General features: G+C 31.2%; 25 protein-coding genes and 1 other RNA gene. 13 read left to right on the top strand and 13 right to left on the bottom strand.

The genetic code is table 11. From position 1 onward, the window contains the following. The first annotated feature begins 273 nt into the window (after positions 1-273). On the top strand, positions 274-2163 hold the full coding sequence (locus tag Q0820_RS14595; RefSeq protein ID WP_298488635.1) for a DUF1080 domain-containing protein: 1890 nt from the start codon (positions 274-276) through the stop codon (positions 2161-2163). 17 nt (positions 2164-2180) lie between these two features. After that, positions 2181-4151 (top strand): plastocyanin/azurin family copper-binding protein, encoded by a 1971-nt coding sequence (locus tag Q0820_RS14590; protein ID WP_298488633.1) that lies wholly within the window; start codon positions 2181-2183, stop codon positions 4149-4151. A gap of 52 nt (positions 4152-4203) precedes the next feature. On the opposite strand, the gene Q0820_RS14585 is transcribed toward Q0820_RS14590, so the two are convergent. Both Q0820_RS14585 and Q0820_RS14580 read right to left on the bottom strand, forming a co-directional pair. Further along, on the bottom strand, positions 4204-4632 hold the full coding sequence (locus Q0820_RS14585) for a DUF4268 domain-containing protein (protein WP_298488631.1): 429 nt from the start codon (positions 4630-4632) through the stop codon (positions 4204-4206). Further along, positions 4633-5304 (bottom strand): ZIP family metal transporter, encoded by a 672-nt coding sequence (locus tag Q0820_RS14580; protein WP_298488629.1) that lies wholly within the window; start codon positions 5302-5304, stop codon positions 4633-4635. Positions 5305-5392: 88 nt separating this feature from the next. Between Q0820_RS14580 and Q0820_RS14575 the strand changes: the two genes are divergently transcribed. Both Q0820_RS14575 and Q0820_RS14570 read left to right on the top strand, forming a co-directional pair. After that, positions 5393-6559 carry a THUMP domain-containing protein gene (locus Q0820_RS14575; protein ID WP_298488628.1) on the top strand — a complete coding sequence of 389 codons (1167 nt, stop codon included), beginning with the start codon at positions 5393-5395 and terminating at the stop codon, positions 6557-6559. Positions 6560-6562: 3 nt separating this feature from the next. Continuing rightward, the gene (locus tag Q0820_RS14570) at positions 6563-6793 is read left to right on the top strand and encodes a hypothetical protein (protein ID WP_298488627.1); all 231 of its coding nucleotides are present in this window, start codon (positions 6563-6565) and stop codon (positions 6791-6793) included. Between the two features lies 1 nt (position 6794). Here the strand turns inward: Q0820_RS14570 and Q0820_RS14565 are convergent, their stop codons facing one another. Genes Q0820_RS14565 through rlmD form a run of 3 tightly spaced genes read right to left on the bottom strand, consistent with a single transcriptional unit; the run spans position 6795 to position 9508 of the window. Further along, positions 6795-7595 (bottom strand): DUF6048 family protein, encoded by an 801-nt coding sequence (locus Q0820_RS14565; RefSeq protein WP_298488625.1) that lies wholly within the window; start codon positions 7593-7595, stop codon positions 6795-6797. Further along, entirely contained in the window at positions 7576-8094 is a 519-nt protein-coding gene (locus Q0820_RS14560; protein ID WP_298488623.1) for a DUF6452 family protein, read from the bottom strand. Before Q0820_RS14560 ends, Q0820_RS14565 begins: the two co-directional genes overlap by 20 nt. A gap of 4 nt (positions 8095-8098) precedes the next feature. Beyond that, complete coding sequence (rlmD, locus tag Q0820_RS14555; RefSeq protein WP_298488621.1) at positions 8099-9508, bottom strand: 23S rRNA (uracil(1939)-C(5))-methyltransferase RlmD; 1410 nt, start codon at positions 9506-9508, stop codon at positions 8099-8101. A gap of 125 nt (positions 9509-9633) precedes the next feature. Between rlmD and Q0820_RS14550 the strand changes: the two genes are divergently transcribed. Continuing rightward, positions 9634-9927, top strand: a complete 294-nt coding sequence (locus Q0820_RS14550; RefSeq protein WP_298488619.1) for a sigma factor — start codon at positions 9634-9636, stop codon at positions 9925-9927. A gap of 53 nt (positions 9928-9980) precedes the next feature. On the opposite strand, the gene Q0820_RS14545 is transcribed toward Q0820_RS14550, so the two are convergent. Then, the gene (locus tag Q0820_RS14545) at positions 9981-11153 is read right to left on the bottom strand and encodes a mechanosensitive ion channel (protein ID WP_298488617.1); all 1173 of its coding nucleotides are present in this window, start codon (positions 11151-11153) and stop codon (positions 9981-9983) included. Between the two features lie 221 nt (positions 11154-11374). Here Q0820_RS14545 and rocD point away from each other — a divergent pair, with 221 nt between their 5' ends. Next, entirely contained in the window at positions 11375-12619 is a 1245-nt protein-coding gene (rocD, locus tag Q0820_RS14540) for an ornithine--oxo-acid transaminase (protein ID WP_298488615.1), read from the top strand. A gap of 80 nt (positions 12620-12699) precedes the next feature. Here rocD and Q0820_RS14535 read toward each other — a convergent pair whose 3' ends face one another. Together Q0820_RS14535 and Q0820_RS14530 are read right to left on the bottom strand one after the other, a co-directional pair. Further along, a complete protein-coding gene (locus tag Q0820_RS14535; RefSeq protein WP_298488612.1) occupies positions 12700-13035 on the bottom strand; it encodes a CCC motif membrane protein in 336 nt (111 codons plus the stop codon). A gap of 13 nt (positions 13036-13048) precedes the next feature. After that, complete coding sequence (locus tag Q0820_RS14530) at positions 13049-13309, bottom strand: DUF2752 domain-containing protein (protein WP_298488641.1); 261 nt, start codon at positions 13307-13309, stop codon at positions 13049-13051. A 105-nt stretch (positions 13310-13414) separates the two neighbouring features. On the opposite strand from Q0820_RS14530, the gene Q0820_RS14525 reads away from it, so the two are divergent. Further along, entirely contained in the window at positions 13415-13957 is a 543-nt protein-coding gene (locus Q0820_RS14525) for a Smr/MutS family protein (protein WP_298488610.1), read from the top strand. Here Q0820_RS14525 and Q0820_RS14520 read toward each other — a convergent pair. Next, the gene (locus Q0820_RS14520) at positions 13954-14469 is read right to left on the bottom strand and encodes a hypothetical protein (RefSeq protein WP_298488608.1); all 516 of its coding nucleotides are present in this window, start codon (positions 14467-14469) and stop codon (positions 13954-13956) included. The genes Q0820_RS14525 and Q0820_RS14520 overlap by 4 nt on opposite strands. 168 nt (positions 14470-14637) lie before the next feature. Here Q0820_RS14520 and Q0820_RS14515 point away from each other — a divergent pair, with 168 nt between their 5' ends. Further along, entirely contained in the window at positions 14638-15786 is a 1149-nt protein-coding gene (locus tag Q0820_RS14515) for a cysteine desulfurase family protein (protein ID WP_298488606.1), read from the top strand. 6 nt (positions 15787-15792) lie between these two features. On the opposite strand, the gene Q0820_RS14510 is transcribed toward Q0820_RS14515, so the two are convergent. From Q0820_RS14510 to Q0820_RS14500, 3 genes are read right to left on the bottom strand one after another with little or no spacing between them, the layout of a single operon-like run. After that, entirely contained in the window at positions 15793-16440 is a 648-nt protein-coding gene (locus Q0820_RS14510; protein WP_298488604.1) for a hypothetical protein, read from the bottom strand. Between the two features lie 8 nt (positions 16441-16448). Then, positions 16449-18902: a TonB-dependent receptor gene (locus Q0820_RS14505; RefSeq protein WP_298488602.1), complete on the bottom strand. Its 2454-nt coding sequence runs from the start codon at positions 18900-18902 to the stop codon at positions 16449-16451. Positions 18903-18908: 6 nt separating this feature from the next. Beyond that, positions 18909-20606, bottom strand: coding sequence for a peptidoglycan DD-metalloendopeptidase family protein (locus tag Q0820_RS14500; RefSeq protein WP_298488600.1), 1698 nt, complete (start codon positions 20604-20606; stop codon positions 18909-18911). A 196-nt stretch (positions 20607-20802) separates the two neighbouring features. On the opposite strand from Q0820_RS14500, the gene Q0820_RS14495 reads away from it, so the two are divergent. The 5 genes from Q0820_RS14495 (at position 20803) to Q0820_RS14475 (ending at position 23755) form a co-directional block, all read left to right on the top strand. After that, positions 20803-21093 (top strand): hypothetical protein, encoded by a 291-nt coding sequence (locus Q0820_RS14495; RefSeq protein WP_298488598.1) that lies wholly within the window; start codon positions 20803-20805, stop codon positions 21091-21093. A gap of 16 nt (positions 21094-21109) precedes the next feature. Beyond that, on the top strand, positions 21110-21406 hold the full coding sequence (locus Q0820_RS14490) for a cell division protein ZapA (RefSeq protein ID WP_298488596.1): 297 nt from the start codon (positions 21110-21112) through the stop codon (positions 21404-21406). Between the two features lie 53 nt (positions 21407-21459). Further along, positions 21460-21569, top strand: a non-coding RNA gene (ssrS, locus tag Q0820_RS14485) — 6S RNA. 49 nt (positions 21570-21618) lie between these two features. Then, complete coding sequence (gene rny / locus Q0820_RS14480) at positions 21619-23187, top strand: ribonuclease Y (RefSeq protein WP_298488594.1); 1569 nt, start codon at positions 21619-21621, stop codon at positions 23185-23187. Between the two features lie 148 nt (positions 23188-23335). Next, entirely contained in the window at positions 23336-23755 is a 420-nt protein-coding gene (locus Q0820_RS14475; RefSeq protein ID WP_298488592.1) for a CBS domain-containing protein, read from the top strand. Positions 23756-23777: 22 nt separating this feature from the next. Here the strand turns inward: Q0820_RS14475 and Q0820_RS14470 are convergent, their stop codons facing one another. Beyond that, entirely contained in the window at positions 23778-25031 is a 1254-nt protein-coding gene (locus tag Q0820_RS14470; protein ID WP_298488590.1) for a hypothetical protein, read from the bottom strand. Positions 25032-25130: the final 99 nt, after the last annotated feature.

Below are 25130 nucleotides of genomic sequence, written 5' to 3'. Positions count from 1 at the left end.
TGGGAGAGTAGGAAGCCGCCTTCTTCAAAGTCCGATACATTACGTATCGGACTTTTTTTATGCCTAAATGTTTGGAGACTAAATTTTATCTACAACATTAGTGTTTTCTTCTTTTTGTGAAACCCTTTTCGTATACTCATTTATTTTTAAGTTATTGGTTTTTAGTTAGTTGCTTATTTTTTTTGTAACGATTTTGGAAATGGTTTTAATGGAATTAATGATGTGTTGTTTATTATGTTATAATTTAATTAACTTAAAAACAATTAAATTAAAATGATGAAAAAAATAAACTATTGTATTTTTTTATTTATTCTACTTCTTTTTGCTTCTTGTTCAAAAGAAGAAAAGAAGGATAAAATTAATATTGATGTAGTACCAGTAATAGAAATTCCTTTTACAGACTTGAAATTAGATGATTTCGAAGGTTTTAAAAATGTTGCATCCAATTGGAAATTAGCAAATAGTGTTTATAGTGATATTTCGAAACCCAAAAGTATTGAATATACAAAAGGAAAAGGGATTTTAGTAAATGTTCCTAATAAAACTGAGAAACGTAATATTTTTACAAATTTTGTACATGGTGATATTGAATTAGAATGTGATATTATGATGCCTTTAAATTCTAATTCAGGTATTTATTTTCAAGGAAGATATGAGATACAATTGTTTGATAGCTGGAAAACCATTGATGTTTCTCATAAAGATTTAGGAGGAATTTACGAACGTTGGGATACTTCTAAGGATATAAAAGAAAGAGGATATGAAGGGCATGCTCCTAGAATTAATGCGGCTAAAGCACCAGGTCTATGGCAACATTTTAAGATTATTTTTCATGCACCAAAGTTTGACAAAACAGGTAATAAAATTAAAAACGCTTGGTTTGAAGAAGTTTGGTTAAATGGTGTCTTGATTCATGATAATGTTGAAGTTACTGGTCCTACAAGGGGTGCTGCTTTTAATAATGAAAATCCTAGAGGTCCAATTATGATTCAAGGTGATCATGGTTCTGTTGCTATAAAAAATATTAAATATAAACTTTACGAAGAAAATAAATTGTTATTAAGCAACCTTAAAAGGTTAGAATACGAAACTACATCTACTGCTATTGATAATTTAGATACAATACCTATTATAAAAGAAGAAAAAACCGATGTATTTTCTCTAGTTGATATAACAAGTGTAAAGGAAAAAAAGATTATTTCTTATTCAGGTAATTTTATGATACCAAAATCTGGTGAATATCTTTTTGAAGGACGCACAAATGGTATTGCAGAATTTACAATTAATGGAAAAACTGCATTAGAGATGCGAGGGGGGATGGATAAAATACACAAAGTAATTATAGACTTAAAAGAAGGAGATGCATCTTTTAAATTGGTTTACAACCAAAGTGCGCCATGGGCTCGTGGTTTTGGATTACATGTTGAGGGTCCAGAAATGCAACGATATTCTTTACAAGAAGGAGTAGAGAAAGGGGCGGATGACTTTAATCCTTTAAAAGGAATTACTGTTGAACCAGTTGATAGGGTTATTACACAACGTAGTTTTGTAAATCATAAAAACATTAAACGTACACATTGTATTTCTGTTGGCTCGCCAAAAGGTATTCATTATTCTTATGATTTAGCAAGAGGTTCTTTACTAAAAGTTTGGAGTGGTTCATTTTTGAATACCACGCATATGTGGTTATCTAGGGGGAAAGACCAATTAGGTGAACCTATTGGTTTTTCTATTGCAATGCATGGCGATTTAGAATTTGCTTCTTTAACTAATGAAGAATCTTCTTGGCCTATGCCTTTAGATGAAAATAAGGGTGTTGAACAGTTAGGATACGTTTTTGATTCTACAAAAAATCCTGAATTCTCTTATAAAATAGAAGGAGCAACTATTAAAAATAAATTTACTGTATCTAGAGAGAACAGGCAATTAAATAAATTAATTAAGATTTCTAGTGATAAAACCCTTTGGCATAAAGTAGCAGATGGGGAAAGTATAAAAGCACTTCCTAATAATACATATATAGTTAATGATGAAAGTTATTATGTAGATTTTATTGGAAACGAAGGTTTGAAGCCAATAATTAGAAACAATGGAAGTAAATATGAGTTGCTAATTAAAGTTCCGAAGGGGAACAATACCATTAATTATAATATTGTTTGGTAACTAAAAAAATAAAAAGAATGAAGATTATTAATAAAACAATCTTGTTAATATTTGTGCTAGGTTTTAGTCAAATAAGCTTTGGCCAAAAGAACAAAGTTGTTAATTCAGTCCAAGCAAAAAAAGAATCTGAATTTTATAAAATTGTAGATGTTCCTATGCCGCAAGGAATAAAACTTGAAGTAGGAGGTTTGGCTCTAACTGATGAGGATAAGCTTGGTGTGTCTACTAGACGTGGAGAAGTGTGGCTTATAGATGAGCCTTACAGTAAAAATCCAAAGTATAAACTTTTTGCACAAGGTTTACATGAAGCACTAGGTCTTGGGTATAGAAATAAAGGTTTTTATTTATCCCAAAGAGGAGAATTAACAAGGTTAGAAGATAAGGATGGAGATAATGAGGCAGATATATATAAAACTATTTTTTCATGGCCATTATCTGGGAATTACCACGATTATTCTTACGGACCAAAATTTACAGATAATGGAGATATGATTGTTACACTTAATTTATCTTGGATAGGAGGAGGGAAAAGTACTGTAAGATGGCGTGGTTGGATGTTAAGAATTTCTCCAGAAGGGAAAATGACTCCAATAGCTACTGGCTTACGCTCTCCTGCTGGATTTGGGATTAATCCAGAAGGTGAATTTTTCTATACAGAAAATCAAGGCGATTGGGTTGGTTCAGGACGTATGACACATCTAGAAATTGGTGATTTTGCAGGACATCCTGAAGGGTTAAAATGGTCTGATGATGCATTGTCTCCTCTTAAATTAAAACCAACTGATATTAAGGATAGTTCAGGTTTAACCTTATATGAATATTCTAAAAAAATACCAAAGCTTAAAGCTCCTGCTATATGGTTTCCACATACTATTTTAGGAATTTCTACTTCAGATATTATTTACGATACTAATGAAGGTAAGTTTGGACCTTTTAGTGGTCAACAATTCATAGGAGACCAAGGGCATAGTAAAATAATGCGGGTTTATATGGAAAAAGTAAATGGGGTATACCAAGGAGCTGCTTTTCCTTTTGTAGAAGGATTTTCATCTGGTGTGCTGCGTATGATTTGGGGTAGCGATAATAGTATGTTTGTGGGAATGACTAGTAGAGGTTGGGCGTCAACAGGAAAAAAAGAATTTGGTCTTCAACGTTTAGTATGGACAGGTAAAACGCCTTTTGAAATAAAAACTATGAAAGCACTAGCAGATGGGTTTTCATTAGAATTTACAAAACCAGTAAATAAGAGGGTAGCCTCCAATACTGCAACATATAAAGTTACAAGTTTTAACTACCTGTATCATAAAACCTATGGAAGTCCAATAATAGACCAACAAAAAGCTATGGTCCATAAAGTAGAAGTTTCTGAAGATGGTCTATCTGCAAAGTTAACAGTTCATGGAATGCGTCGTGGTTTTATTCATCAAATAGAAATACCTGAATTAAAATCTACCACAGGTGAAAAATTGTTGCATAATACTGGGTATTATACCCTAAATGAGGTGCCAGGTGGTGTTTTAATGTCTCCTACAATAAAACAAGATAGTAATTCCAAAAAGAAAGTTGTACAGGTAAAACGTACTAATAAGATGCCAGATAGTTGGAGTAATGGTGCAGAGAAAAAACTTGTAATTAGTACAAAACCAGGGCTTAAATATGATGTATCTGAAGTTGTAGTAGCAAAAGGAACAAAAATAGAGTTAACCTTTAATAATAACGATGATATGCTACATAACCTAGTAATTACTAAGACAGGTATAAAATCTGTAGATGAAGTAGGGGATATGGCATTACAATTAGGATTAGATGGTGCTGATTTAAATTATGTTCCTAATACAGATTTAGTATTATATCATACTGGTATTGTTGCGCCGGAGACTGAAGAAAAAATATATTTTGAAGCACCTAATACCCCTGGGGAATATTGGATGGTATGTACTTTTCCTGGGCATTCTAAAATTATGCGTGCTAAATTTATAGTTAAATAGTACATTTAAAAATTTTATTGAAAAGCATTAGCATTATATGTTGATGCTTTTTTTATGCTTCAATTATATCTTTATATTCATGGAAAAATTCTTCCACTTTTTTCATGTTGTCTGATAAAAAAACCATGGTTTCTTGCCAGGTATTTTTATTATGTATAGAAACATTTTTAATTTCTACATAAATTTTAGAAATTTCTTTACCATTATTAATAGGGTAAGAATCATTAAATGTAGCATTAGGTAAGTATTCTTCTTTAATAATATTCTTTAAAGAAATTAGTTTTTCCCAAAGCTCCATTCTAATTTCCAAATTGTTGTGGTCAACTATTATTGCTACTTCTGCGGTTTTTAAGTCAAACTGAAATTTAAAAATTAGACCTTTTATTTTCGTGTTATATAAGGTCCATTTTCTTGGAAAGGATTTTCCAAATGCTGTCCAAAAGTCTTGTTTTAAACGTTTTGATTCTTCTTTACTAAACATTTATAGCATATAAGCAATTACTATTCCCAATATTATGACAGCTACTTTTCTTAAATTAAATTTATGACCTTCTGAACTTTCAAAGAGAATAACAGTGGAAATATGAAGAAAAATACCTATTACTAGGGCATTTAACATGGCAAAGTATTTAGGAGCTAACTCAAAATTAGCAGAAATATAACTCCCTATTGGTGTCATTATCGCAAAAAGAGAGATAAAAAATATTGCGTTTGTTAGTTTTAATTTAGACCCTAGCAAAAAAATACTGAGAATAATTGCGATAGGAATTTTATGAATTAATATCCCATATAACATAGTATGGTTATGTTCTATGGGAACACCTTCTAATATAGAATGAATGGATAAGCTTATAAATAATAGCCAAGGAAATTTTTTAGTATCGTTCTTTGCGTGCACATGACCATGCTCTGCGCCTTTAGAAAAGAATTCTAAAAATATTTGCAATAATATTCCAAGCATTACAAAAAGACCTACCGTTTTAGAATTGGTATGTTCATATACTTCCGGAAATAATTCAAAAAGCGTTAGAGCTAATAAGAAAGCACCACTAAAAGCAAGAAGTAATTTAAAGTTTTCTTTTTTTTGTGGTTTAACAAAATATACAAAGAGAAAACTTAATAAAACACCTAAGATTGGTAATATATAGGTCATGAAAATTGGTTGCAAGTTTTTATAAAGTACTGAAAATATTTACAAGGGGTAAAATTAGTGTATTTTTGTGTGAATTTTTACAGATACCATGAACAATAATTTTAAAATGTTGGCGAAAACCTTATTTGGTTTTGAGGAAATATTAGCTAAGGAACTTAAGGATTTAGGAGCAGTAAATGTTGTAGAAGGAACTCGAAGTGTTTCTTTTGAAGGAGATACTGGGTTTATGTACAAGGCAAACCTTTGTTTACGTACTGCGATAAAAATTATAAAGCCAATACATTCTTTTTCTGTTAGAAATGAAAATGAATTATATAGAAAAATTTATGCAATGGATTGGGAGCAGTTTTTAACTGTGGATACTAGTTTTGCAATTGATACTACAATAAAATCTGATAATTTTACGCATTCTTTATATGTTTCGCAGAAGGTTAAAGATGCTATTGTAGATAAGTTTAGAGATACCGACGGGGAAAGACCAGATGTAGATGTTAAATTCCCAGATATGCGAATTAATATTCACATACATGATGAGCAATGTAATGTTTCTTTGGATAGTTCCGGGCGGTCTTTGCACCATAGAGGATATAGGACAGCAACAAATATTGCTCCTATTAATGAAGTTTTAGCAGCTGGTTTATTATTGTTAAGTGGATGGAAAGGACAAAGCGATTTCCTTGATCCTATGTGTGGTAGTGGAACAATGTTAACAGAAGCAGCTATGATTGCATGTAATATACCTGCTAATATTAATAGAAAAGAATTTGCTTTTGAAAAATGGGAAGATTTTGATGAAGCTCTTTTTGATAAAATTGTGGATGTTTCTTTAAATAAAACTAGAGATTTTAATTTTAAAATTGTTGGTTATGATAAAGCACCATCTGCTGTTCGTAAGGCACAAGATAATATAGAAAACGCAAATTTATCTGAATACATAACGGTTGAGAGAAAGAATTTTTTTGACACCGAAAAATTTACAGAGAACCAATTGCATATGGTTTTTAACCCTCCTTACGGAGAACGTTTAGATATAGATATGCAAGATTTTTATGCATCTATTGGAGATACTTTAAAACAAAAATATCCTGGTACTGATGCTTGGTTTATTACATCAAACTTACAGGCTTTAAAATATGTAGGGCTTAGGCCTTCTAGAAAAATTAAAGTTTTTAATAGCCATTTAGAATCTAAATTGGTAAAATATGTAATGTATTCTGGTAGTAAAAAAGCCAAATATCAAAATAAAGAAGAGTAAAATATGAAACTTAAACATAAAGCGCTCTTATTTAACTTTATTGGTTTTACTTTTATATTTATAATCGTTAGACTTTTGTTAGGTTATTTTGTTCCAATGCATCGTTTTTTATTGGCTGGAATTTCGGCTATTACAGCAACTGTTTTTGCTCCAAAATTTGCATTAGCAAGAATCAAAGGGAAAGAAAAAATGGTTATGAAATGGATTTTAAAAAAAGAAATAAAAGAATTTTAAATTACTCTGTTATTTCTTTTTCTACTTCTGTTTTTTTCTTTTTCTCTTTTTTGTATAAAGGAATAAAATAGGAGATACTGTAATTATATCCTACTCCAAAAGCACTATTGTCTGTGACGTTATTGAATCCTGGTATCCAAAGATTATTAAATCTTGACGGGTCGGGGTCTTTATCTGCAACTAATATACCTATTCTAACACTAGCTCCAAGATATAGATTTGATAAGATTTCTACTTTGGCACCAAGAACCGCCTCTAGCCAATGCGCAGAAAGACTCCCAAATTCTTGTGGTGTTGTAGACCCATTAATAAATGCGCTATCCTCTCTCCAGTAATTATTACTGTTATATATTTGATAATTGTTTAGTGTTTGAGAAAAAGTGGCGTATGCATATCTTGCACCAATAAAAATAGAGTTTTGTTCTCCGTACCAATTTGCGTATGTGTTATAGTCTATCCCAAGTTTAATATAGCTGCCTTTAGTTGTAAAATTATATAGTGGGTTAGTGGTTGTTTCGGTAAAATTAGGTCCTATTTCTTCTTGTCTTGTTTTAGTTTCATTTCCTATTTCTGCGGCTAAAAAAAGCTTTTGTGTTAGTCTGTAATCGCCAACAATTTCAAATCCTTCATAATTGTTATTAGTGAAATTTAATATAGGTTTGCTTAAATCTACACCAACTCTTAAACCATAGGCTTGTTTATATACTACAGTATCTTTGGGTTTAGTGTCTATAGGCTTACTTTGCCCATAAAAGCCAATACTGCTAATTAGGAATAATAGACTAATGATAAATTTTAACATGCGCAGTATTTATAGTTTCAAGATTTATATCTGTAGTAATAAATTCTATTCTTTTAATCCAGTTATCGGTGTCTGGTGTTAGGGTTTCTGAAACTCCATTATAGGTAGCTATAAAACCACAAGCTCTAGATACATATTCATCAGATAGCCCATAATTAAAAGTTATTTCATCTAAATTACCGGTGTCTGTGGTATCTGTACTAGAAGTATCTGCAGAATTTAGTACAAAATTAAATGAAGTGCTATTTTCTGTAATTCTTAACGGAATATTTATAGAGTCTAAATCTGTCCTATCTGTAAAAGTATTTACAGTAATGTCTTTACCTACGCCAAATACCCTAAGTTTAGGAACTTTTTTTAAAGCGGTAGTATCATTAATATCATAAAATCTTATAACTAATAAGGGAGTGTCTCCATCTACACAAATGTCATCTTTCTCACATGCTAAAAACAAAATTAAGCCTATAAGTGCTATTCCTATGCCTTTTAATTTAACCATACTATTATATCTTTTCTAAAAGTACAACATTTTCTACATGATGCGTTTGTGGAAACATATCTACAGGCTGTACTTTAGTAACTTTGTAAAAATCTTTCATTAAGGCAAGGTCTCTTGCTTGTGTAGCGCTATTACAACTTACATATACAATTTTCTTAGGAGCAATATTTAAAATTTGGTCTACTACATCTTTATGCATACCTACTCTTGGAGGGTCTGTAATAATAGTATCTGGTTTTCCGTGTTCTGCAATAAATGTTTCATTAAACACATTTTTCATATCCCCTACATAAAACTCTGCGTTCGTTAAATTGTTATTCTTTGCATTTTCTTTTGCATCAATTATAGCTTCTGGTACAGATTCTATTCCTATAACTTTTTTTGCTTTTTTAGAGACAAATTGAGCTATGGTTCCTGTTCCTGTATATAGATCGTATACCAACTCTTCTCCGGTTAAACCGGCAAAGTCTCTAGTTATTTTATATAACTCATACGCTTGTTTAGAATTGGTTTGGTAAAAAGATTTGGCATTTATTTTAAAATGTAAGCCTTCCATCTCTTCTATAATATGATCACGACCAGAATAGCATATTATATTTTGGTCATAAATAGTATCATTTTGCTTTTGATTTATTACATATTGTAGCGAAGTAATTTCTGGAAATTTTTCTTTTAGAAATTCTAATAAGTTTTCTCTTTTTTCTTTATGGTCTTCAAAGAATTGTATTAAAACCATTATTTCTCCTGTGGATGTTGTTCTAACCATAAGTGTACGTAGCATACCTGTATGGTGTCTTGGATTAAAGAAAGACATTTCGGTTTTTTTTGCAAACTCTTTAGTAGCTGTTCTAATAGCATTAGAAGGGTCTGCTTGCAAATGACATTTTTTTACATCCAAAATTTTATCCCACATACCAGGAATGTGAAAACCAAGAGCATTTTTGTCTTCAATTTGAATCCCAGATTGTATTTGTTCTAATGTTAGCCATTTACTATCAGAGAAAGAAAACTCCATTTTATTGCGATAAAAATACTGTTCTTTAGAACCTAAGATTGGAGTAATTTCGGGTAAATCTAAATGGCCAATACGTAAAAGATTATTGTAGACTTCTTTTTCTTTATAAAAAAGTTGGTTTTCATAACTCATATTTTGCCATTTACATCCGCCGCAAATACCAAAATGTTCGCAAACAGGTTCAGAACGTTTGTCAGAAAGTTTATGAAAATTTATTGCAGTACCTTCAAAATATGCTTTTCTCTTTTTTGTTGTTTGTATATCTACAACATCTCCAGGAACAGCATTAGTAGTGAAAACTACTCTACCATCGGGAGCTTTGCCAATAGTTTTTCCTTTTGCACCAGCATCAATAATCTCAATATTTTCAAGAATTATTCTTTTATTCTTTTTTCGCATAGTGCAAAAATAAGAATAGCACTTCATTTAAAATAGTAACTTTAAGAAGGAATCTCATTAAATTAAGTTAAATAAAAGTGAACTTTTTTAGATTATAAAAGTCTTAGTTATAGAAAGACAGTTTAATGGCAGTAAATAAGGTATTTGATGGTTTGTTAGTGCTACAGTATAAAAGTGGCGATAAAAAAGCATTAGGCTTATTAGTAAAAAGATATCATGCCAAATTTTGTAAGCATGCATATTGGTATACTAAAGATATAGATGCATCTAAAGATATTGCACAAGATAGCTGGCGGGCTATTATAAATTCTGTTTATAAGCTTAAAGATGAAAATAGTTTTGGTAGTTGGTCTTTAACCATTGTTACAAGAAAATCTTTGGATTATCTAAAACAAAATCAATTAAAAATGAAGAGATAAAAAAAATGGGATGTATAGCTATACATCCCATTTTTATAAATATTAATTTTAGCTTATTTAGATTTATTGAATTTATCTAATATTTTTTCCATTTGCTTTCCTGCTGCTGGTCTACCTCCTAAACCAAAAGAAAGCGCTATAGTAATAGCAATTGTTCCTAAGGTAATACCAAATGCCATATTAATAATGTCATCACCAATTCCCATTGTTTTAAGTCCCATGGCTAAGAAAATTGCCAAAATAGACATTCTAACAATTGAGGCAACAAATAAATTGTTATTGCTTTTAGACATTGCTTTATAAGCTATAGATGCTATCCAGTTTCCAAGTATTAAAATTACTAATCCAAATAAAATACTTCCAGATAAACCTACAATAGTATCAAGAACCTCTGTTAGTTTAGTAAACTCTAACTTTTCTATTGCGGTTGTAAGCCCAAAAAGAATAATAAAGAAATAAGCAATATTTCCAATCATTTTAGGGAGATTGGTATTAGAAGAAACCTCTCCTAAATTCATTTTGCTTACTATACCATCTAGTTTAAGACTCTCTAATAAATCGGTTAGTAAACCAGCAACAAATTTACCGCCTACTACAAAAAGAATAAGAATTAGTACCGCTACTAATATTTTTGGAATTGCAGTAAAAAATTGTTCTAGCATATTTGTTGCAGGAACAGATATTGCATCCATATTTAAAATATTTAAAGCTGTAATTAATAGTGGAATAAATATAAATATGAAAACTATTTTTTTAAGAATGTTTACAATATCAATGTTTTCCGGTAATTTAAGTTTTGGCACAAAGCTTCTAATAGTATCACCAGAAAGCCCAACAAGTTCCGCAACAATAGTTGCAAGCATGTAGCCAATATAACCAACCAAGCCAGCACCAACAATATTAGGAATAAAGTCTGCAAAGCCATTAAGTAAGTTTTTAACTGGGTCTAAAACACTTCTCATGCCTAGCTTTTCTAATGCAAGCATAAAAACAAAAATCATAACGAATAAGTATACTAACTTACCAATAAGTTTAGAAATTGTAATTTTATTAGAGTTCAATTTTGAGTCAATATTAGTCTTTTTAACTAATTTGGTAGTGATTCTTTTAAGGAAACCGGCAACAAACCAGCCGATAATTAAAATAAGTAAAGCGCCAATTGTACTAGGTAAAAAATCTCCGGTAGATGAAGCAAGACTATTCAAGGTTTTTTCTAAAAATTCCATTTTGTATAATGTTTAAAAGGTTAGTGTATCTATCCTTATGACACTGTTTAGTTTAAATGGTCACTTTTAAGCAGTTTAAATTTTAAAAAATATTGTAATTTGCAAGCTCTTAGGGATGATTTCTTTCCCACGCTGAATTTTCGTCCCGATAGTTTTCGGGATCTTCGAAAGGATAAAGGTAGATAAGGAATGGTTATTTTATTAATTTAAACAAAATTAAAATGGCTGTTTTAGACCAATTAACATCGCAACAAGCGATAGATTTAGAAAACAAGTACGGAGCGCATAATTACCACCCTTTACCAGTAGTACTGCATAGAGGAGAGGGAGTATATGTATGGGACGTAGAAGGAAAAAAGTATTATGATTTTTTATCAGCTTATTCTGCTGTAAATCAAGGGCATTGTCATCCAAAAATTGTGGATGCAATGACAAAACAATCTCAAACTTTAACGCTAACTTCTAGAGCATTTTATAATGATATGCTTGGTAAGTTTGAAAAAAAAGTAACTAGTGTTTTTGGTTTTGATAAGTTTTTGCCAATGAATACTGGAGCAGAGGCTGTAGAAACCGCTTTGAAAGTGTGTAGAAAATGGGCTTATGAAGTAAAAGGTATCCCAGAGAATGAAGCGCAAATAATAGTTTGTGAAAATAATTTTCATGGAAGAACAACAACAATAATTTCTTTTTCAAATGATCCAGTTGCCAGAGCTAATTTTGGGCCATATACAAATGGATTTTTAAAAATTGAATATAATAATTTACAGGCTTTAGAAACTACTTTGGCTAGCACAAAAAATATTGCAGGATTTTTAGTAGAACCTATACAAGGGGAAGCAGGTGTGTATGTTCCATCAGAAAATTATTTAGCTAAGGCAACAGAGTTATGTGAAAAGCATAATGTATTGTTTATTGCAGATGAAGTACAAACGGGAGTTGCTAGAACAGGTAAAATGTTAGCAGTAGATCATGAGAATGTGAAGCCAGATATTTTAGTGCTAGGGAAAGCTTTATCTGGAGGTGCTTACCCTGTTTCTGGAATTTTAGCCAATGACCCAATTATGGGGGTTATACGTCCTGGAAATCACGGTAGTACTTATGGTGGTAACCCTGTTGCAGCAGCTGTAGGTATTGCAGCGTTAGAAGTTGTTGAAGAAGAAAAACTTGCCGAAAACGCAGAGACGCTTGGGCAGGTTTTTAGAGATAAATTAAACCAGTTTATACCAACATGTAATATTGTTACTGCTGTTCGTGGAAAAGGACTTTTAAATGCGATTCTTATTAATGATACAGAAGATAGTTCTACTGCTTGGGATATTTGTATGGCTATGAAAGAAAATGGTTTATTGGCAAAACCAACGCATGGTAATATCATACGTTTTGCACCTCCTTTGGTAATGAATAAAGAGCAATTATTAGATTGTATTTCTATTATTACAAAGACGTTAAAACAATTTGAAAAATAGTTTTAAAATATACTAAGTGAATAAAAAATCCCCGATTTACAAATCGGGGATTTTATTTGAATCATATTTTGTAATCTTCTTTAGCGATTACTCATGTATTCTTCAACTCTTTCTCGCATTAGTTCTTCATCTTGTAAAGCGTCTAAGCCTACAACGGTAATAATAAACCATGCAATGAAAGCCATAAAAAGAATATTTAAAACAAGCCCAATAATAGCTAATATTTTTCCTGTTTTTACGGACCCAATATCTGAATAATTTTCTGGGTTGGCATTATATACTTTAGTAGCCTTACTAGCTAAAACTAAAGCTACAATTGCTAATAAAAGTCCTAACACGCCGTAGCACCAGCATAATAAAATTGATGCTATACTTAATCCAATTATTGCTCCTGTGTTTGGTAGTTTCTGTTCCATAATATTATTTGAGTTAGATGAATTTTAAAATATAGTTAGTTACAATGATTACTACAGTGGTTAAAGTCAAAGTTAGTATAATTTTATTAGCGTATTTAATCTTAATGAAGTTTTGAAAAATTAAAAAACTTAATAATAGTAAAATAGTATATATGGGAGGATAGGTAGTAAAAGCCGTAGCAAAATCACCATTTAATATAGAGATAAAAGATCGCTGTAGTCCACAACCGGGGCAATCTATACCTATAATTTTTTTGGTTATACATGGTAACATAAACTCTTCAAGAGTCACTAAAAATAGGGTAATTGCTAATTTCATGGCTTTTTTAAAGAAAGATGCTGAAAATTACTATTATTTTTGGGTATTTAAAATAAAACAATGCGTGTTTTTAATATTGGAGATAAAGTAGAAACTATAGATGATATTATTTCTGGAACCATTCTTAAAATAGAAGGTTCTAAAATTACTATAGAAGATACAGACGGCTTTGTACTATCCTACTTAGAGAAAGAGTTAATGAAAGTTGGAGGAGATATTAGGGTAACCAATTATGAGGTTGCTGAAATAAAGTCGGAAAAAGAAACCCCTAAGAAACGTAAAAATGTGGTTCTAAAAGCAAAAGAACGTAACGCTCCTAAAATGGAGGTAGATTTGCACGTGCATAAGTTGGTTAAAAACTTTGGTAATATGAGTAGTTATGAAAAACTAAATTTACAACTTGAAACAGCAAAACGACAATTGGAGTTTGCTATGCGAAAAAGAATACAAAAGGTAGTATTTATCCATGGAGTAGGAGAGGGAGTGTTAAAAGAAGAGTTGGGTTATCTTTTTAGGCGCTATGAGAATTTAAAATATTATGATGCCGATTATCAAAAATATGGAATGGGAGCTACAGAAGTATATATTTATCAGAACCCTTAATTAGCTTTTGTTGTTACTACTTTCCCAAAATCATTAATACTCAAATTTGTAATACGATTATTTTCTGATGTTTCAAAAGTGATATTCTCTAATGTAATAGTATGATTGTACGTAGTACTATCTTCCTCACTTGTTGTAATGAGTACATTTCCACTCTTTGCAATAATTTCTTCAACAACTGTTGGGGATGTTAAAGGTACAGAGGAACAAAAATAATCTTTAGCAACATTGTCAGAAAATGTTCTGTAGGTAAGTTTATATGGACCACTTTCTGTAATTGCATTTACAACTGCGTCTGTAATGACTTCATTTTTTAAAGCATTTGCTGGGAGCTCTAAAATTAAAGCTTCAACGGTATTTATCTTAAATAATAAACTAGCATTAGATACCTCTACAGTATTACAGGTGCTTATGGTAGTTATACTATCAAAATCTATGGTTTCAATTTGCAAATCACCATCATCACAAGAAAAAAAGAAGGCGACGGTAATAGAAAGTAACAAGTTTCTCATATTTCAAATTTAATTTAAAAAAGTAAAACTATGGCATAAGCTGTAACATATTTAAGTCTAAATTAACTATTGAAAAAATTAGTTAACTATATTAACTAATTTTGGTTTTAAATGCCTACTTTTGTCTTATCACTTGTTAAAATAAGTGATTTAATGTTATAATTTTTTATGGAAAAGGTATATTTAGACAATGCGGCAACAACACAAGTAAGGCAAAGTGTTATTGAGAAAATGCAAGGTGCTTTATTAAATTTTTATGGCAATCCTTCTTCTACGCATAGTTTTGGGCGTTCTGCAAAAACAGCAGTAGAGAGTGCTAGAAAAATTATTGCTAAATCTTTAAATGCCCAGGCTTCAGAAATAATATTTACATCTGGAGGCACAGAGGCAGATAATATGGTTTTGCGTTGTGCTGTTAGAGATATGGGGGTAGAAACAATTATAACTTCAAGAATTGAGCATCATGCTGTGTTACATACTGTAGAGGATTTAGAAAAAGAGAATAACATTATTGTAAAGTATGTAGATTTAGATGAAAATGGGAGTCCAGAATTATCGCATTTAGAGTATCTTTTAAAAGAAGATGCTTCTAAAAAACTCGTTAGTCTAATGCATATTAATAATGAGATAGGAAATAAAATTGATATTGATGCATTTTGTGCTATATGTAAAGAAAATGATGCACTTATACATTCAGATACTGTGCAATCTGTAGGGCATTATTCTTGGGATGTTCAAAAAACTCAAATAGATTTCTTAACTGCTGCGGCACATAAATTTCATGGTCCAAAAGGAATTGGTTTTGTGTTTATTAGAAAAAACTCTGGCTTAAAGCCTTTTATTTCTGGAGGTTCACAAGAAAGAGGTTTTAGAGCAGGGACAGAGGCTTTTCATAATATTGTAGGGTTAGAAGAAGCTTTTGTAAAAGCTTATGAAAATTTGGAAGAAGAGACTCTTTATGTAAAAGGGCTAAAAAAATATTTTATAGATACTATTTCTAATGCTATACCTGATGTAAAATTTAATGGCCTTTCTGGAGATTTAGAAAAGAGTACTTATACCTTAGTAAATGTTTGTTTGCCTGTACCTCAAGATAAAGCATTAATGCTGTTATTTCATTTAGATATAAAAGGTATTGCTTGTTCTAAGGGTAGTGCTTGCCAATCTGGTAGTGATATGGGGTCCCATGTGTTAACTCAGGTTTTGTCTAAAGAAGATTTAGCTAAACCTTCAATACGATTTTCGTTTTCAAAATATAATACTAAAGAGGAAATAGATTATACAATTAGTGTTTTAAAAGAGTTTATAGAAAAATAAAAATAATTACTTTTTATTTTTCTTTCTCTCTTTGTCATAAGGGAATTTTCTAATTGCTAGTTTCATCATACGATCAATAAGGTCGTTGGTATTTTTACCTGTTTTTTTAGTGATTCTTTTTTCGTATTTCCATAGGAGTTTACCTGTGGCGCCATCACTTATTTTCATTCCAATTCTGCCGTAATTAGAATTTCCCAAAAAGTAATCTGCAATATTAAATTCTGAAGGTATTCCTTTAGATAATAAAATGGTAAGATCTAGGTTTCCGCTAATTACACCATCTACATTAAGTATAGAGCTTAGCTCTTTTACCGTGTAAATATCTATGTTTTTATAATCAATATTATTTTTAGCTAAGATTGCTTTTGTGTTTTTTGTATTTTGAAATTCTACGGAAAACTTCTTCTTTTTTTTGCGTTTAGAAAAATAGGTTTCTAATGCGTTTTGCACAGCATACCCCTCTTTTTCTTCCAAACTTTTTAGATCTTGTTTATTTAGTTTTTCCTTTAAATCTAAATTAGTTAAGAAAGGTAATATAGCAAGTGTTTTATGAGTTTTGCTTAAGGAGTTAAATTTAGAACTCTCATAAATGTTTTTCTGTGCATTTAAAGAGAAGGTTATGAATACTATGGCGGTAAAAATTAATCTAGACATTTTTTAGTTTATAAGCGCATACTTAATTTTAAATTAAGAACACGACTGGTCATGAAATTTGGAATTGCATATTGTTGTTTGCTGTCAACATCTCTTACCCATGTATTGGTTATGGAGTTTTGATTGTTGAAAAGATTAAAAATTTCAATCCCTACACTAAGATCTTTAAAACCATGCAACCAATGATTTTTTGGATACTTCTTGTCAGCGTCGACAAAAATATGAGAAATTCCTAAATCTGCCCTTTTATAATCTCTTAATCTTTTCTGAAAAATATATGGATCTGCATAACTAGGAGAACCGCCTGGTACTCCAGTATTGTAAACTAAGTTTAAATACATTTTTAATTGTGGCATATTGGGTACGTAATCTTGAAAAAGTATTCCAAGCTTTAAACGCTGGTCTGTAGGTCTAAAAATATAGCCTCTATTGTTAGTGTTTTCTTCAGTTTTTAAATATCCAAGAGATACCCAAGATTCTGTTCCAGGTACAAATGCACCATTTAATCTAACTTCTGCACCATAAGCATAGGCTTTTGCATTATTTAATGCAGCGTATCTAATGCGAACATCTTCTAAAGTATAGGGATTTACATTCGTTATTTTTTTATAATATACTTCACTTATTAGTGAAAATGGCCTTTCCCATAAAAGAAAACTGTATTCATTGCCAGCTACAAAATGTATTGCTTTTTGAGCTTTAACATTGGAATTTATTATGCCATTTTGATTTCTGAGTTCTCTATAAAAAGGAGGTTGCTGATATACTCCTGTTGCTAGCCTAAAAAGCATGTCTTTTTCCCAGTTTGGCTTCCATGCAAATTGAAATCTAGGGCTAAGTATGGCATGCGATTTTTTCTCAATACCTGTGCCGCTAACGGTCCAATATTGACTTCTAATTCCTAAGTTATAATATAGGTTATGTTGGTTCCAATTTTTTGTGTTACTGTATTGAAGATAACCAGAAAACCTATTTGTTTTAACAAAATTAGTAGCATTTATCCCCGTAAACGGTACTAGGGGAGCTGTAAAAGGGATATTAGGTTGGTCATTTATAAATTGCGATTGTGGAGGACGTATAGAAAACCCAACAGAATCTATAAATTCAGATTCTCTTATTTGGTCTCTTATGTCTTCATGGGTATATTTTATACCCATTTCTAAAACACTATTATTTTTACGATGTATCCCTTTTATTTCAAAATTAAATAGTACTGCATCTAAATCATTTCTTGCTCTATTGTATTGTGAGCCAATTCCTTTAGAAATATTAGTATCGTTTAAATCAGTGCCAGATGCTCCTAATCTATACGCGGCAATAACATCAGAATATTCTTCTTCCGTGGTATGGTAAATAGATGAAATAGCTTTGAAAGTAAGATTTTCATTAACATAATAGTTGCCTTTTAAGGCGCCTAATGCAGTAGTATATCTATTTTTTTCTTGTCCTTGATAGTGTACTAGTAAAGTTTGCGGATTGTTAATAGTTCCAAAATTGGTTTCTCTATTTAGAGGTTCATTTTTGTAATCGTTAATAGATATATTTCCTAGAAAGTTTAGTCTAAATTTTTCTGAAAATTGATACGTAAAATAACTTTGTATATCTGCAAAGGTCGGATTAAAGTTTGCATTGGTGTTGGTACTATTTACTAATATGTTATTATTTCTATATCTAACTCCTGTAATACTAGTGAATTTTTTGTTTTTGGAAGCAGTTTCTAGGGTGGCGCTAGCTCCTAACAAGCTAAGGTCTATTTGCGTTTGTAATTTTACTGGCGTTTTGTAGGTTATATTTAAGGAAGAAGAAAGTTTGTCGCCATATTTTGCCTGAAAACCTCCAGCTGAAAATTTAACACTTTGTACCATGTTAGTATTTATACTACTTAAGCCCTCTTGTTGAGCAGAACGTATAAGGAATGGTTTATACACTTCAATCTCATTAATATAAATAAGGTTTTCATCGTAATTTCCGCCTCTAACAGCATACTGGGTACTAAGTTCATTATTAGAGTTTACTCCTGGTAATAACGTTAAAATATTCTCTACACCAGCATTTGCTCCAGGAATTTTACTTATTTGTTTGGTAGATAAATTTATAATACCATCCACTTTCTTTTCTCCATATGCTGTTACAGTAACTTCATCTACTTGTATGGTGTTTGTTTTTAAAACAGGATTAAATTCATAGGTTTCATTAGTGGTCAAGATTAATGAAGTTATAACTACATTTTTATGACCTATATGGGAGAAGGTAATGTCTGTTTTTTGGTCGGCTGTTATTTGGAGTATATAATAACCATTAGTATCTGTGTAAGTGCCGTAATTTTTTGTGTTTATATTAGCGTTGGCAATAGGTTGGTTTTGTTCGTCTAAGATAACTCCTGTAATAGTAGCTGTTTGCGTGTACCCAATAAAAGAGGTACACAAGAAAATTAATAGGAGTATAGACTTAAAGTTTTTCAAACAAAATTATTTTCTGTAAAAAGTAGTGGTATATTCTTTAGTATTACCAACATTATCTGTAACTAAAACTTTAAGATTGCACTTTTGTTCTTTTAGTACTTTGTCTTCAAAGTTATAGGTTATGGTGTTTTTTTTACTCTCATATTCCATTAAAACCCATTCTCCATTTATGGTAGCAGAGTAGGTGTTTATGCCACTAAAATCATCAGTTATTTTAAGACTCAAATATTTGTAATTGTTTAACCATTGTTTGGCTTTAAAATTTTTAGGAGAAATCTTTGGAGCAACAGTATCTTTTGCAATAGTGTATGTGCCTAAATATTTAGTTTTTGTTGTAAAGGTATTACCTCTTTTGTATGTGGTTACATGGCTAGGTTTTAGTTTACTATCTAAGCGGGCAATGAATAATTTTTTTTGTTCTTCTTTAGAATATTTAGAAGCATCAAAAGTAATGGTGAAATTTCTATGTGCAGGAACACTACTATTATGAAATGTTATTGTATCATTTGTGTGTTCTAAATTCATATAAAAATCCTCATAGAAAGTATTAGAAGGAAAATAAATTTTGGCAGGGCCTGCGCTAAAATTATTTGGCTTTTTAGCAACAACATAGTAGTCCGTTTTTAGCGCCTTTTTTACTTTTTGTAACTCCTCTTTTTTTCCTTCAACAGGTATTATTAATTTAGTTGTATTCCCTTCTACATCTTTTAATCTAATTTCTACGGTATAAGACAGTCCTTCTACTACAGAGATTTTACCGTTATTTTTAATTTTGTTATAAATACTAAGTCTGTTACTAGGTGTTTTAAAACATTTTTGAATGCGTTGTCTGTATTTGCTATAAAACTCATAATCAATTAGGGTGTTTATATATCTAGATTCCGAAAATGAAAATTTTTCAAAATCAAATTCTGTATATACCTTCCCGTTTACTATTTGTTCTAGAGAAAAAATGCCGTTTTTATTAGCAGCCATATCTTGTCGGTCAAAACCAACAAAACCAAAACCTATGGTACCTATAGCTGTTACTTTGTCTGCTAAAAAAGAACCGTCTTTTTGTTTCTTAAAATTCAATTGTATTCTTTCGTTGCTTTTGTTAACTATAGCATTTGTACTTAGAGGATATCCAAATAATTTTAATAGCGTAGGGTTTGTAGCATCATCAACCTTATATCCGTAAAGTAATGGGTTGGTTGGTTTTTCTGTAGCACTGCTACGTATTTCAAAATGTAAATGCGGTCCTCCAGAACTACCTGTATTACCGCTATAAGCAATAAGTTCTCCCTTTTCAATCTTTAAATCCCCATAGTCAGGAAAAACTTCTACTTCATAAGACTTTTTTTGGTATTGTAATTTCTTAATATAGCTTTCAATTTTTGGAGAAAATTTTTGAAGATGTCCATATACCGAGGTATATCCATTAGGATGCGCAATGTAAATTACTTTTCCATATCCCCAGAGCGAAACTTTTATTCTAGTAATTGTACCATCTCCTATGCCATAAATAGGAAGTCCTTCTCTTTGTTTTGTTTTTATATCTATTCCAGAATGAAAGTGGTTGGACCGTAACTCTCCAAATGTACCTGCTAAAATTAAAGGAATGTCCATTGGGGATCTAAAAGTATCTTGTGGGTATGCGGTCTGAGCGTTTGTTTGGAAAGTAAAAAATAAAATAAAAGTAAAAAATAAAAAAGCACGTTTCATAAATATAGATAAGTTACTACGAAAGTAATTAATAGGAATTAAACCTTAAACAAACTCTTGGTGTTTTAATTAAAATTCCTGTTTAATAAGCAACGTTTTTAAATGATTTAAAGTATTCTATAAATAATAATTAAAAAAATATTGCTAAGTCTTAAGATGTATGTTAACTTTGTGTAAAACGCATTGATTTTTGTGTATGAGTGAATTGGTTAAAATTGTTGATTCCTTAGAAAACAAAATTAGCAAGTTATTGCATAAATTAGAAGTGCAACAGCGGGCTAATGAAAAGTTAGAAAAAGAATTAGTGACTATTAAAATGGATCATGATGTTACTCGTAAGAGTATTACAGAGTGGAAGGACAAATACAATTCCCTTAAATTGGCAAATTCAATGCTGGGCAGTGATACAAATAAAACCGAAGCTAAGCTTAAAATAAATACATTAATTAGAGAGTTGGACTATTGTATAGCACAACTAGCAGAATAATGTTTTAATAATACATATGTCAGAAAAGCTCAAAATAAAGCTTTCTATTGCAGATAGGGTATATCCTTTAACCATAGACCCTAGTCAAGAGGAAGGACTGCGTAAAGCCGCTAAAAATATAGAGCAGCTTGCAAAGAAATTTGAGCAAAACTATGCAGTAAGAGACAAGCAAGATGTACTGGCAATGTGTGCCTTGCAATTTGCTTCGAAAATAGAGCAAAAAGGCATTGAAAAAGCAGAAGGAACTGATGAAGCTACTGAACGTTTAAAAGCGTTAGATTTATTAGTGAGTTCTAAACTTGGAATAAAATAAGTTCTTATAAATAAACTAAAGTTACTGCCCACATTGGTAATATCTTTTGACAAACTCAACATTAAATTGTTTAAAAAGGGTGAGTTTAAATGGTAAAAGCAAGCCTTACTTGTATAAGGATCCTTGATCTATTTGTTAGCCCTAAACCTGTATTTTGGAGTTTGTACAAAACTTCGCTAATGTGGGCTTTTTTATATTAAATATTTAACACTATGGATAACAGTATATTGATTATAGCAGGAATAGTAGGTCTTGCAATAGGTTTTGTAATAGCAAAATTTATGGAAAAGGGTAAGGCTTCTAAAACCATTGCCTCGGCAAAGAAAGATGCGCAAAGCATATTAAAGGAAGCTAAAATTGAAGGAGAGAATATTAAAAAAGATAAAATTTTTCAGGCTAAAGAAAAGTTTTTAGAGCTAAAAGCGGAGCATGAAAAAGTTATAATTAATAAGGATAAGAAAATTGGTGAAGCAGAAAAGCGAACAAGGGATAAAGAATCTCAAGTAAGTGGAGAGCTCGCTAAGAATAAAAAAATAAACAGTCAGTTAGAAAGTAAACTAAAAGACGTTGAACATAAATCAGATTTTTTAGAAAAGAAGCAATCTGAATTAGAAAAATTGCATAAAAATCAAGTGCAGCAATTAGAGGTTATTTCTGGCTTATCTGCAGAGGAAGCAAAAAGCCAACTATTAGCGTCATTAAAAGAAACTGCAAAGTCAGACGCTATGTCTTACATACAATCTACAATCGAAGAAGCTAAATTAACAGCACAGCAAGAAGCTAAAAAGATTGTAATAAATAGTATACAACGTATAGGGACAGAAGAAGCTGTAGAGAATTGCGTGTCTGTTTTTAATTTAGAATCGGATGATGTAAAAGGACGTATAATAGGTAGAGAAGGTAGAAACATTAGAGCTATAGAAGCTGCTACAGGTGTAGAAATTATTGTGGATGATACCCCAGAGGCTATTATACTTTCTTGTTTTGATTCTGTTCGTAGAGAGGTAGCTCGTTTATCGTTACACAAATTAGTTACCGATGGTAGAATACACCCAGCACGTATAGAAGAAGTAGTTAGGAAAACCGAAAAGCAAATAGAACAAGAAATTGTAGAAATAGGAAAGCGTACGGTTATAGATTTAGGAATTCATGGATTGCATCCAGAATTAATAAAAGCGGTTGGTAGAATGAAGTACCGTTCTTCTTACGGACAAAACTTATTACAGCACTCTAGAGAAGTAGCAAAACTTTGTGGTGTTATGGCAGCAGAATTAGGGTTGAATCCTAAGCTAGCTAAAAGAGCTGGTTTGTTACATGATATTGGTAAGGTGCCAAATACAGAGGCAGAAGTAGAAACACCACATGCTATTTTGGGTATGCAATGGGCAGAAAAATTTGGTGAAAAACCAGACGTTTGTAATGCTATTGGAGCGCACCATGACGAGATAGAAATGAAAACGTTAATTTCTCCAATAGTACAAGTTTGTGATGCTATTAGTGGCGCAAGACCAGGGGCAAGAAGACAAGTATTAGATTCTTATATACAACGTTTAAAAGATTTAGAAGAAATAGCATTTGGATTCAATGGCGTACAAAAAGCATACGCAATACAAGCGGGTAGAGAGTTACGTGTAATTGTAGAAAGCGAAAAGGTGAATGATGATAAAGCTGCTGAATTGTCTTTTGAAATTTCACAAAAAATACAAACGGATATGACCTATCCTGGACAAGTAAAAGTTACAGTTATTAGAGAAACAAGAGCTGTTAATGTGGCTAAGTAAGCATTTTCGCTAAAAAACAGATAATTTTAAAAGCTATTGCAAAACATGTAAATATGTTTTGTAATAGCTTTTTTTTATGACTGATATTTATCATGTGTGGTAGAATTTGTTGTGTATAACTTTAAGGGAAGAAACAAAAATTAATCCTATGAAAAAGAGCACACCAATTTCTGAAATAATGACAAAAGAGGTCATTACTCTAAATACTGTAGATTCTTTAGATAAAGCAGAACATTTATTTAAAAAGCATCATATACGACATATACCTATTGTTAATGGGGAAGAAGTAAAAGGTATATTAAGTTATACCGATCTATTACGTATTAGTTTTGCCGATTCTGTAGATGAAGATGATGACTCTGTAGAAACTGTGGTTTATAATATGTTTACTTTGGAACAGGTAATGGCTAAAAATTTAGTAAGTGTAACTTCTAAGACTACTATTAGAGAAGTAGCACAGTTATTATCTAAAAAAGAATTTCATGCCATTCCAGTAATAGACGATAAAAAATTAGTGGGTATTATTAGTACTACAGATTTATTGAATTATATGTTGGAGCAGTTTTAGGGTTTACAAACTTTAGGTAGGTTTAGTTAATTTGCTCCCATCTAGTACCCGAACTTTGTATCTGTGTTACAGTACCTGGTGGAAATTCATATCTTTCTACAGATCCTGTATCATAATAGCTTGCATTATATCCAGCATTATTTCTTATTCTAACCCTAGTTGTTTCACTAGGGTTGTTTTTATTTAGTTCAGATGTTTTTATTATATATATTCTTCCTACACAGGTTTCAGGATTGGGTAGTGTTACCCATGTAGACCAGTCGATAATAGTTGTATGATGTTCTTCAGTTAAAGTTGTTGGGTAACCTATTGGTGTAGAAATAGAACCTTGTAAGTTTAATGTTGTTAATTCATTTGTTCCAGAAGGAGGAGAATTATCACCAACCCTAAGTTGTTTGTTATCTTCATCCCAAAATAAATTGGCATTATCTACTGTAGGTTCGGTATAATCATCTGCAAAAAAGATAGATCCAGGTGTTCCAGTTAGTGCCCCTGCACTAACAGCATTTAGCTGTTGCATTGTTGCAAAATCTTCATCCTCTGTTCCATTTTCACCTTTTACTCGCCCTAAAAACTCTGCAATTTGTGCACTGGTGTCTCCAGTGTTTACTGTAAATTTTTCGGTTAATGTTTTTTCACCTGCTACATTTTGAGCAGTTGTTAGATTTACATAATTTGCTAATTCTGTAGTTAAGTCTGTATTATCTACAATATCTCCTGTAATGTCTGCCCAAGTGGTAGTTGCACTCCCCGTTGTAGATAAAGTATCTAATTGAAATTTAGTTATAAAATCTTCAGGATCTACGGCATTTTCACCTTTTACTCTTCCTAAAAATTCTGCAATTTGTGCACTGGTGTCTCCAGTGTTTACCGTAAATTTTTCCGTTAATGTTTTTTCACCTGCTATATTTTGCGCAGTTGTTAGGTCTACATAATTTTGTAATTCGGTAACTAAATCTGCTTGGTCGGTTATGGTACCTGTAATATTTCCCCATGAAATGGCGCCAGTACTTCCTCCTTCGCACAAATTATTCCAGTTACTTCCATCAAAATAGAAAATGCAAGATGCATCTGTATTGTATACCATGGCTCCTTGTAAAGGAGTTAAGGCAAGTATTTGTGCTTCAGACATTCTGCTAATAACTAATACTTTAGAGTCGCTTTCTAATTCTAGTAAAGAGTTTGTGTCTAGTATTTCCGGATTATCTCCAATTTTAATTTGACCAATTACTAAATTGGTATAAATAAATAGAAGTATAAGAAGTAAATTTTTCATAGCATTTTTCTAATACCTATTTAACTTAATAGGTTTTTACATCAATTTGTAAATTTATTAAATAAATACGATACCTCTTTTTATATTAGTTATTTGGTA

Origin of the sequence: uncultured Maribacter sp., assembly GCF_947495965.1 — a bacterium.
Lineage (GTDB): Bacteria > Bacteroidota > Bacteroidia > Flavobacteriales > Flavobacteriaceae > Maribacter_B.
This window is presented reverse-complemented; position numbering and strand designations above follow the sequence as displayed.

Excerpts from the sequence above, each read along its gene's own strand:
- Q0820_RS14575 (WP_298488628.1), top strand. The coding sequence starts at position 5,393 with ATGAACAATAATTTTAAAATGTTGGCGAAAACCTTATTTGGTTTTGAG.
- Q0820_RS14550 (WP_298488619.1), top strand. The coding sequence starts at position 9,634 with ATGGCAGTAAATAAGGTATTTGATGGTTTGTTAGTGCTACAGTATAAA.
- Q0820_RS14530 (WP_298488641.1), bottom strand. The coding sequence starts at position 13,309 with ATGTTACCATGTATAACCAAAAAAATTATAGGTATAGATTGCCCCGGT.
- Q0820_RS14565 (WP_298488625.1), bottom strand. The coding sequence starts at position 7,595 with ATGTTAAAATTTATCATTAGTCTATTATTCCTAATTAGCAGTATTGGC.
- Q0820_RS14490 (WP_298488596.1), top strand. The coding sequence starts at position 21,110 with ATGTCAGAAAAGCTCAAAATAAAGCTTTCTATTGCAGATAGGGTATAT.
- Q0820_RS14570 (WP_298488627.1), top strand. The coding sequence starts at position 6,563 with ATGAAACTTAAACATAAAGCGCTCTTATTTAACTTTATTGGTTTTACT.
- Q0820_RS14510 (WP_298488604.1), bottom strand. The coding sequence starts at position 16,440 with ATGTCTAGATTAATTTTTACCGCCATAGTATTCATAACCTTCTCTTTA.
- Q0820_RS14580 (WP_298488629.1), bottom strand. The coding sequence starts at position 5,304 with ATGACCTATATATTACCAATCTTAGGTGTTTTATTAAGTTTTCTCTTT.
- Q0820_RS14535 (WP_298488612.1), bottom strand. The coding sequence starts at position 13,035 with ATGGAACAGAAACTACCAAACACAGGAGCAATAATTGGATTAAGTATA.
- Q0820_RS14515 (WP_298488606.1), top strand. The coding sequence starts at position 14,638 with ATGGAAAAGGTATATTTAGACAATGCGGCAACAACACAAGTAAGGCAA.
- Q0820_RS14500 (WP_298488600.1), bottom strand. The coding sequence starts at position 20,606 with ATGAAACGTGCTTTTTTATTTTTTACTTTTATTTTATTTTTTACTTTC.
- rlmD (WP_298488621.1), bottom strand. The coding sequence starts at position 9,508 with ATGCGAAAAAAGAATAAAAGAATAATTCTTGAAAATATTGAGATTATT.
- rny (WP_298488594.1), top strand. The coding sequence starts at position 21,619 with ATGGATAACAGTATATTGATTATAGCAGGAATAGTAGGTCTTGCAATA.
- rocD (WP_298488615.1), top strand. The coding sequence starts at position 11,375 with ATGGCTGTTTTAGACCAATTAACATCGCAACAAGCGATAGATTTAGAA.
- Q0820_RS14495 (WP_298488598.1), top strand. The coding sequence starts at position 20,803 with ATGAGTGAATTGGTTAAAATTGTTGATTCCTTAGAAAACAAAATTAGC.
- Q0820_RS14525 (WP_298488610.1), top strand. The coding sequence starts at position 13,415 with ATGCGTGTTTTTAATATTGGAGATAAAGTAGAAACTATAGATGATATT.
- Q0820_RS14545 (WP_298488617.1), bottom strand. The coding sequence starts at position 11,153 with ATGGAATTTTTAGAAAAAACCTTGAATAGTCTTGCTTCATCTACCGGA.
- Q0820_RS14590 (WP_298488633.1), top strand. The coding sequence starts at position 2,181 with ATGAAGATTATTAATAAAACAATCTTGTTAATATTTGTGCTAGGTTTT.
- Q0820_RS14585 (WP_298488631.1), bottom strand. The coding sequence starts at position 4,632 with ATGTTTAGTAAAGAAGAATCAAAACGTTTAAAACAAGACTTTTGGACA.
- Q0820_RS14475 (WP_298488592.1), top strand. The coding sequence starts at position 23,336 with ATGAAAAAGAGCACACCAATTTCTGAAATAATGACAAAAGAGGTCATT.
- Q0820_RS14470 (WP_298488590.1), bottom strand. The coding sequence starts at position 25,031 with ATGAAAAATTTACTTCTTATACTTCTATTTATTTATACCAATTTAGTA.
- Q0820_RS14520 (WP_298488608.1), bottom strand. The coding sequence starts at position 14,469 with ATGAGAAACTTGTTACTTTCTATTACCGTCGCCTTCTTTTTTTCTTGT.
- Q0820_RS14560 (WP_298488623.1), bottom strand. The coding sequence starts at position 8,094 with ATGGTTAAATTAAAAGGCATAGGAATAGCACTTATAGGCTTAATTTTG.
- Q0820_RS14595 (WP_298488635.1), top strand. The coding sequence starts at position 274 with ATGATGAAAAAAATAAACTATTGTATTTTTTTATTTATTCTACTTCTT.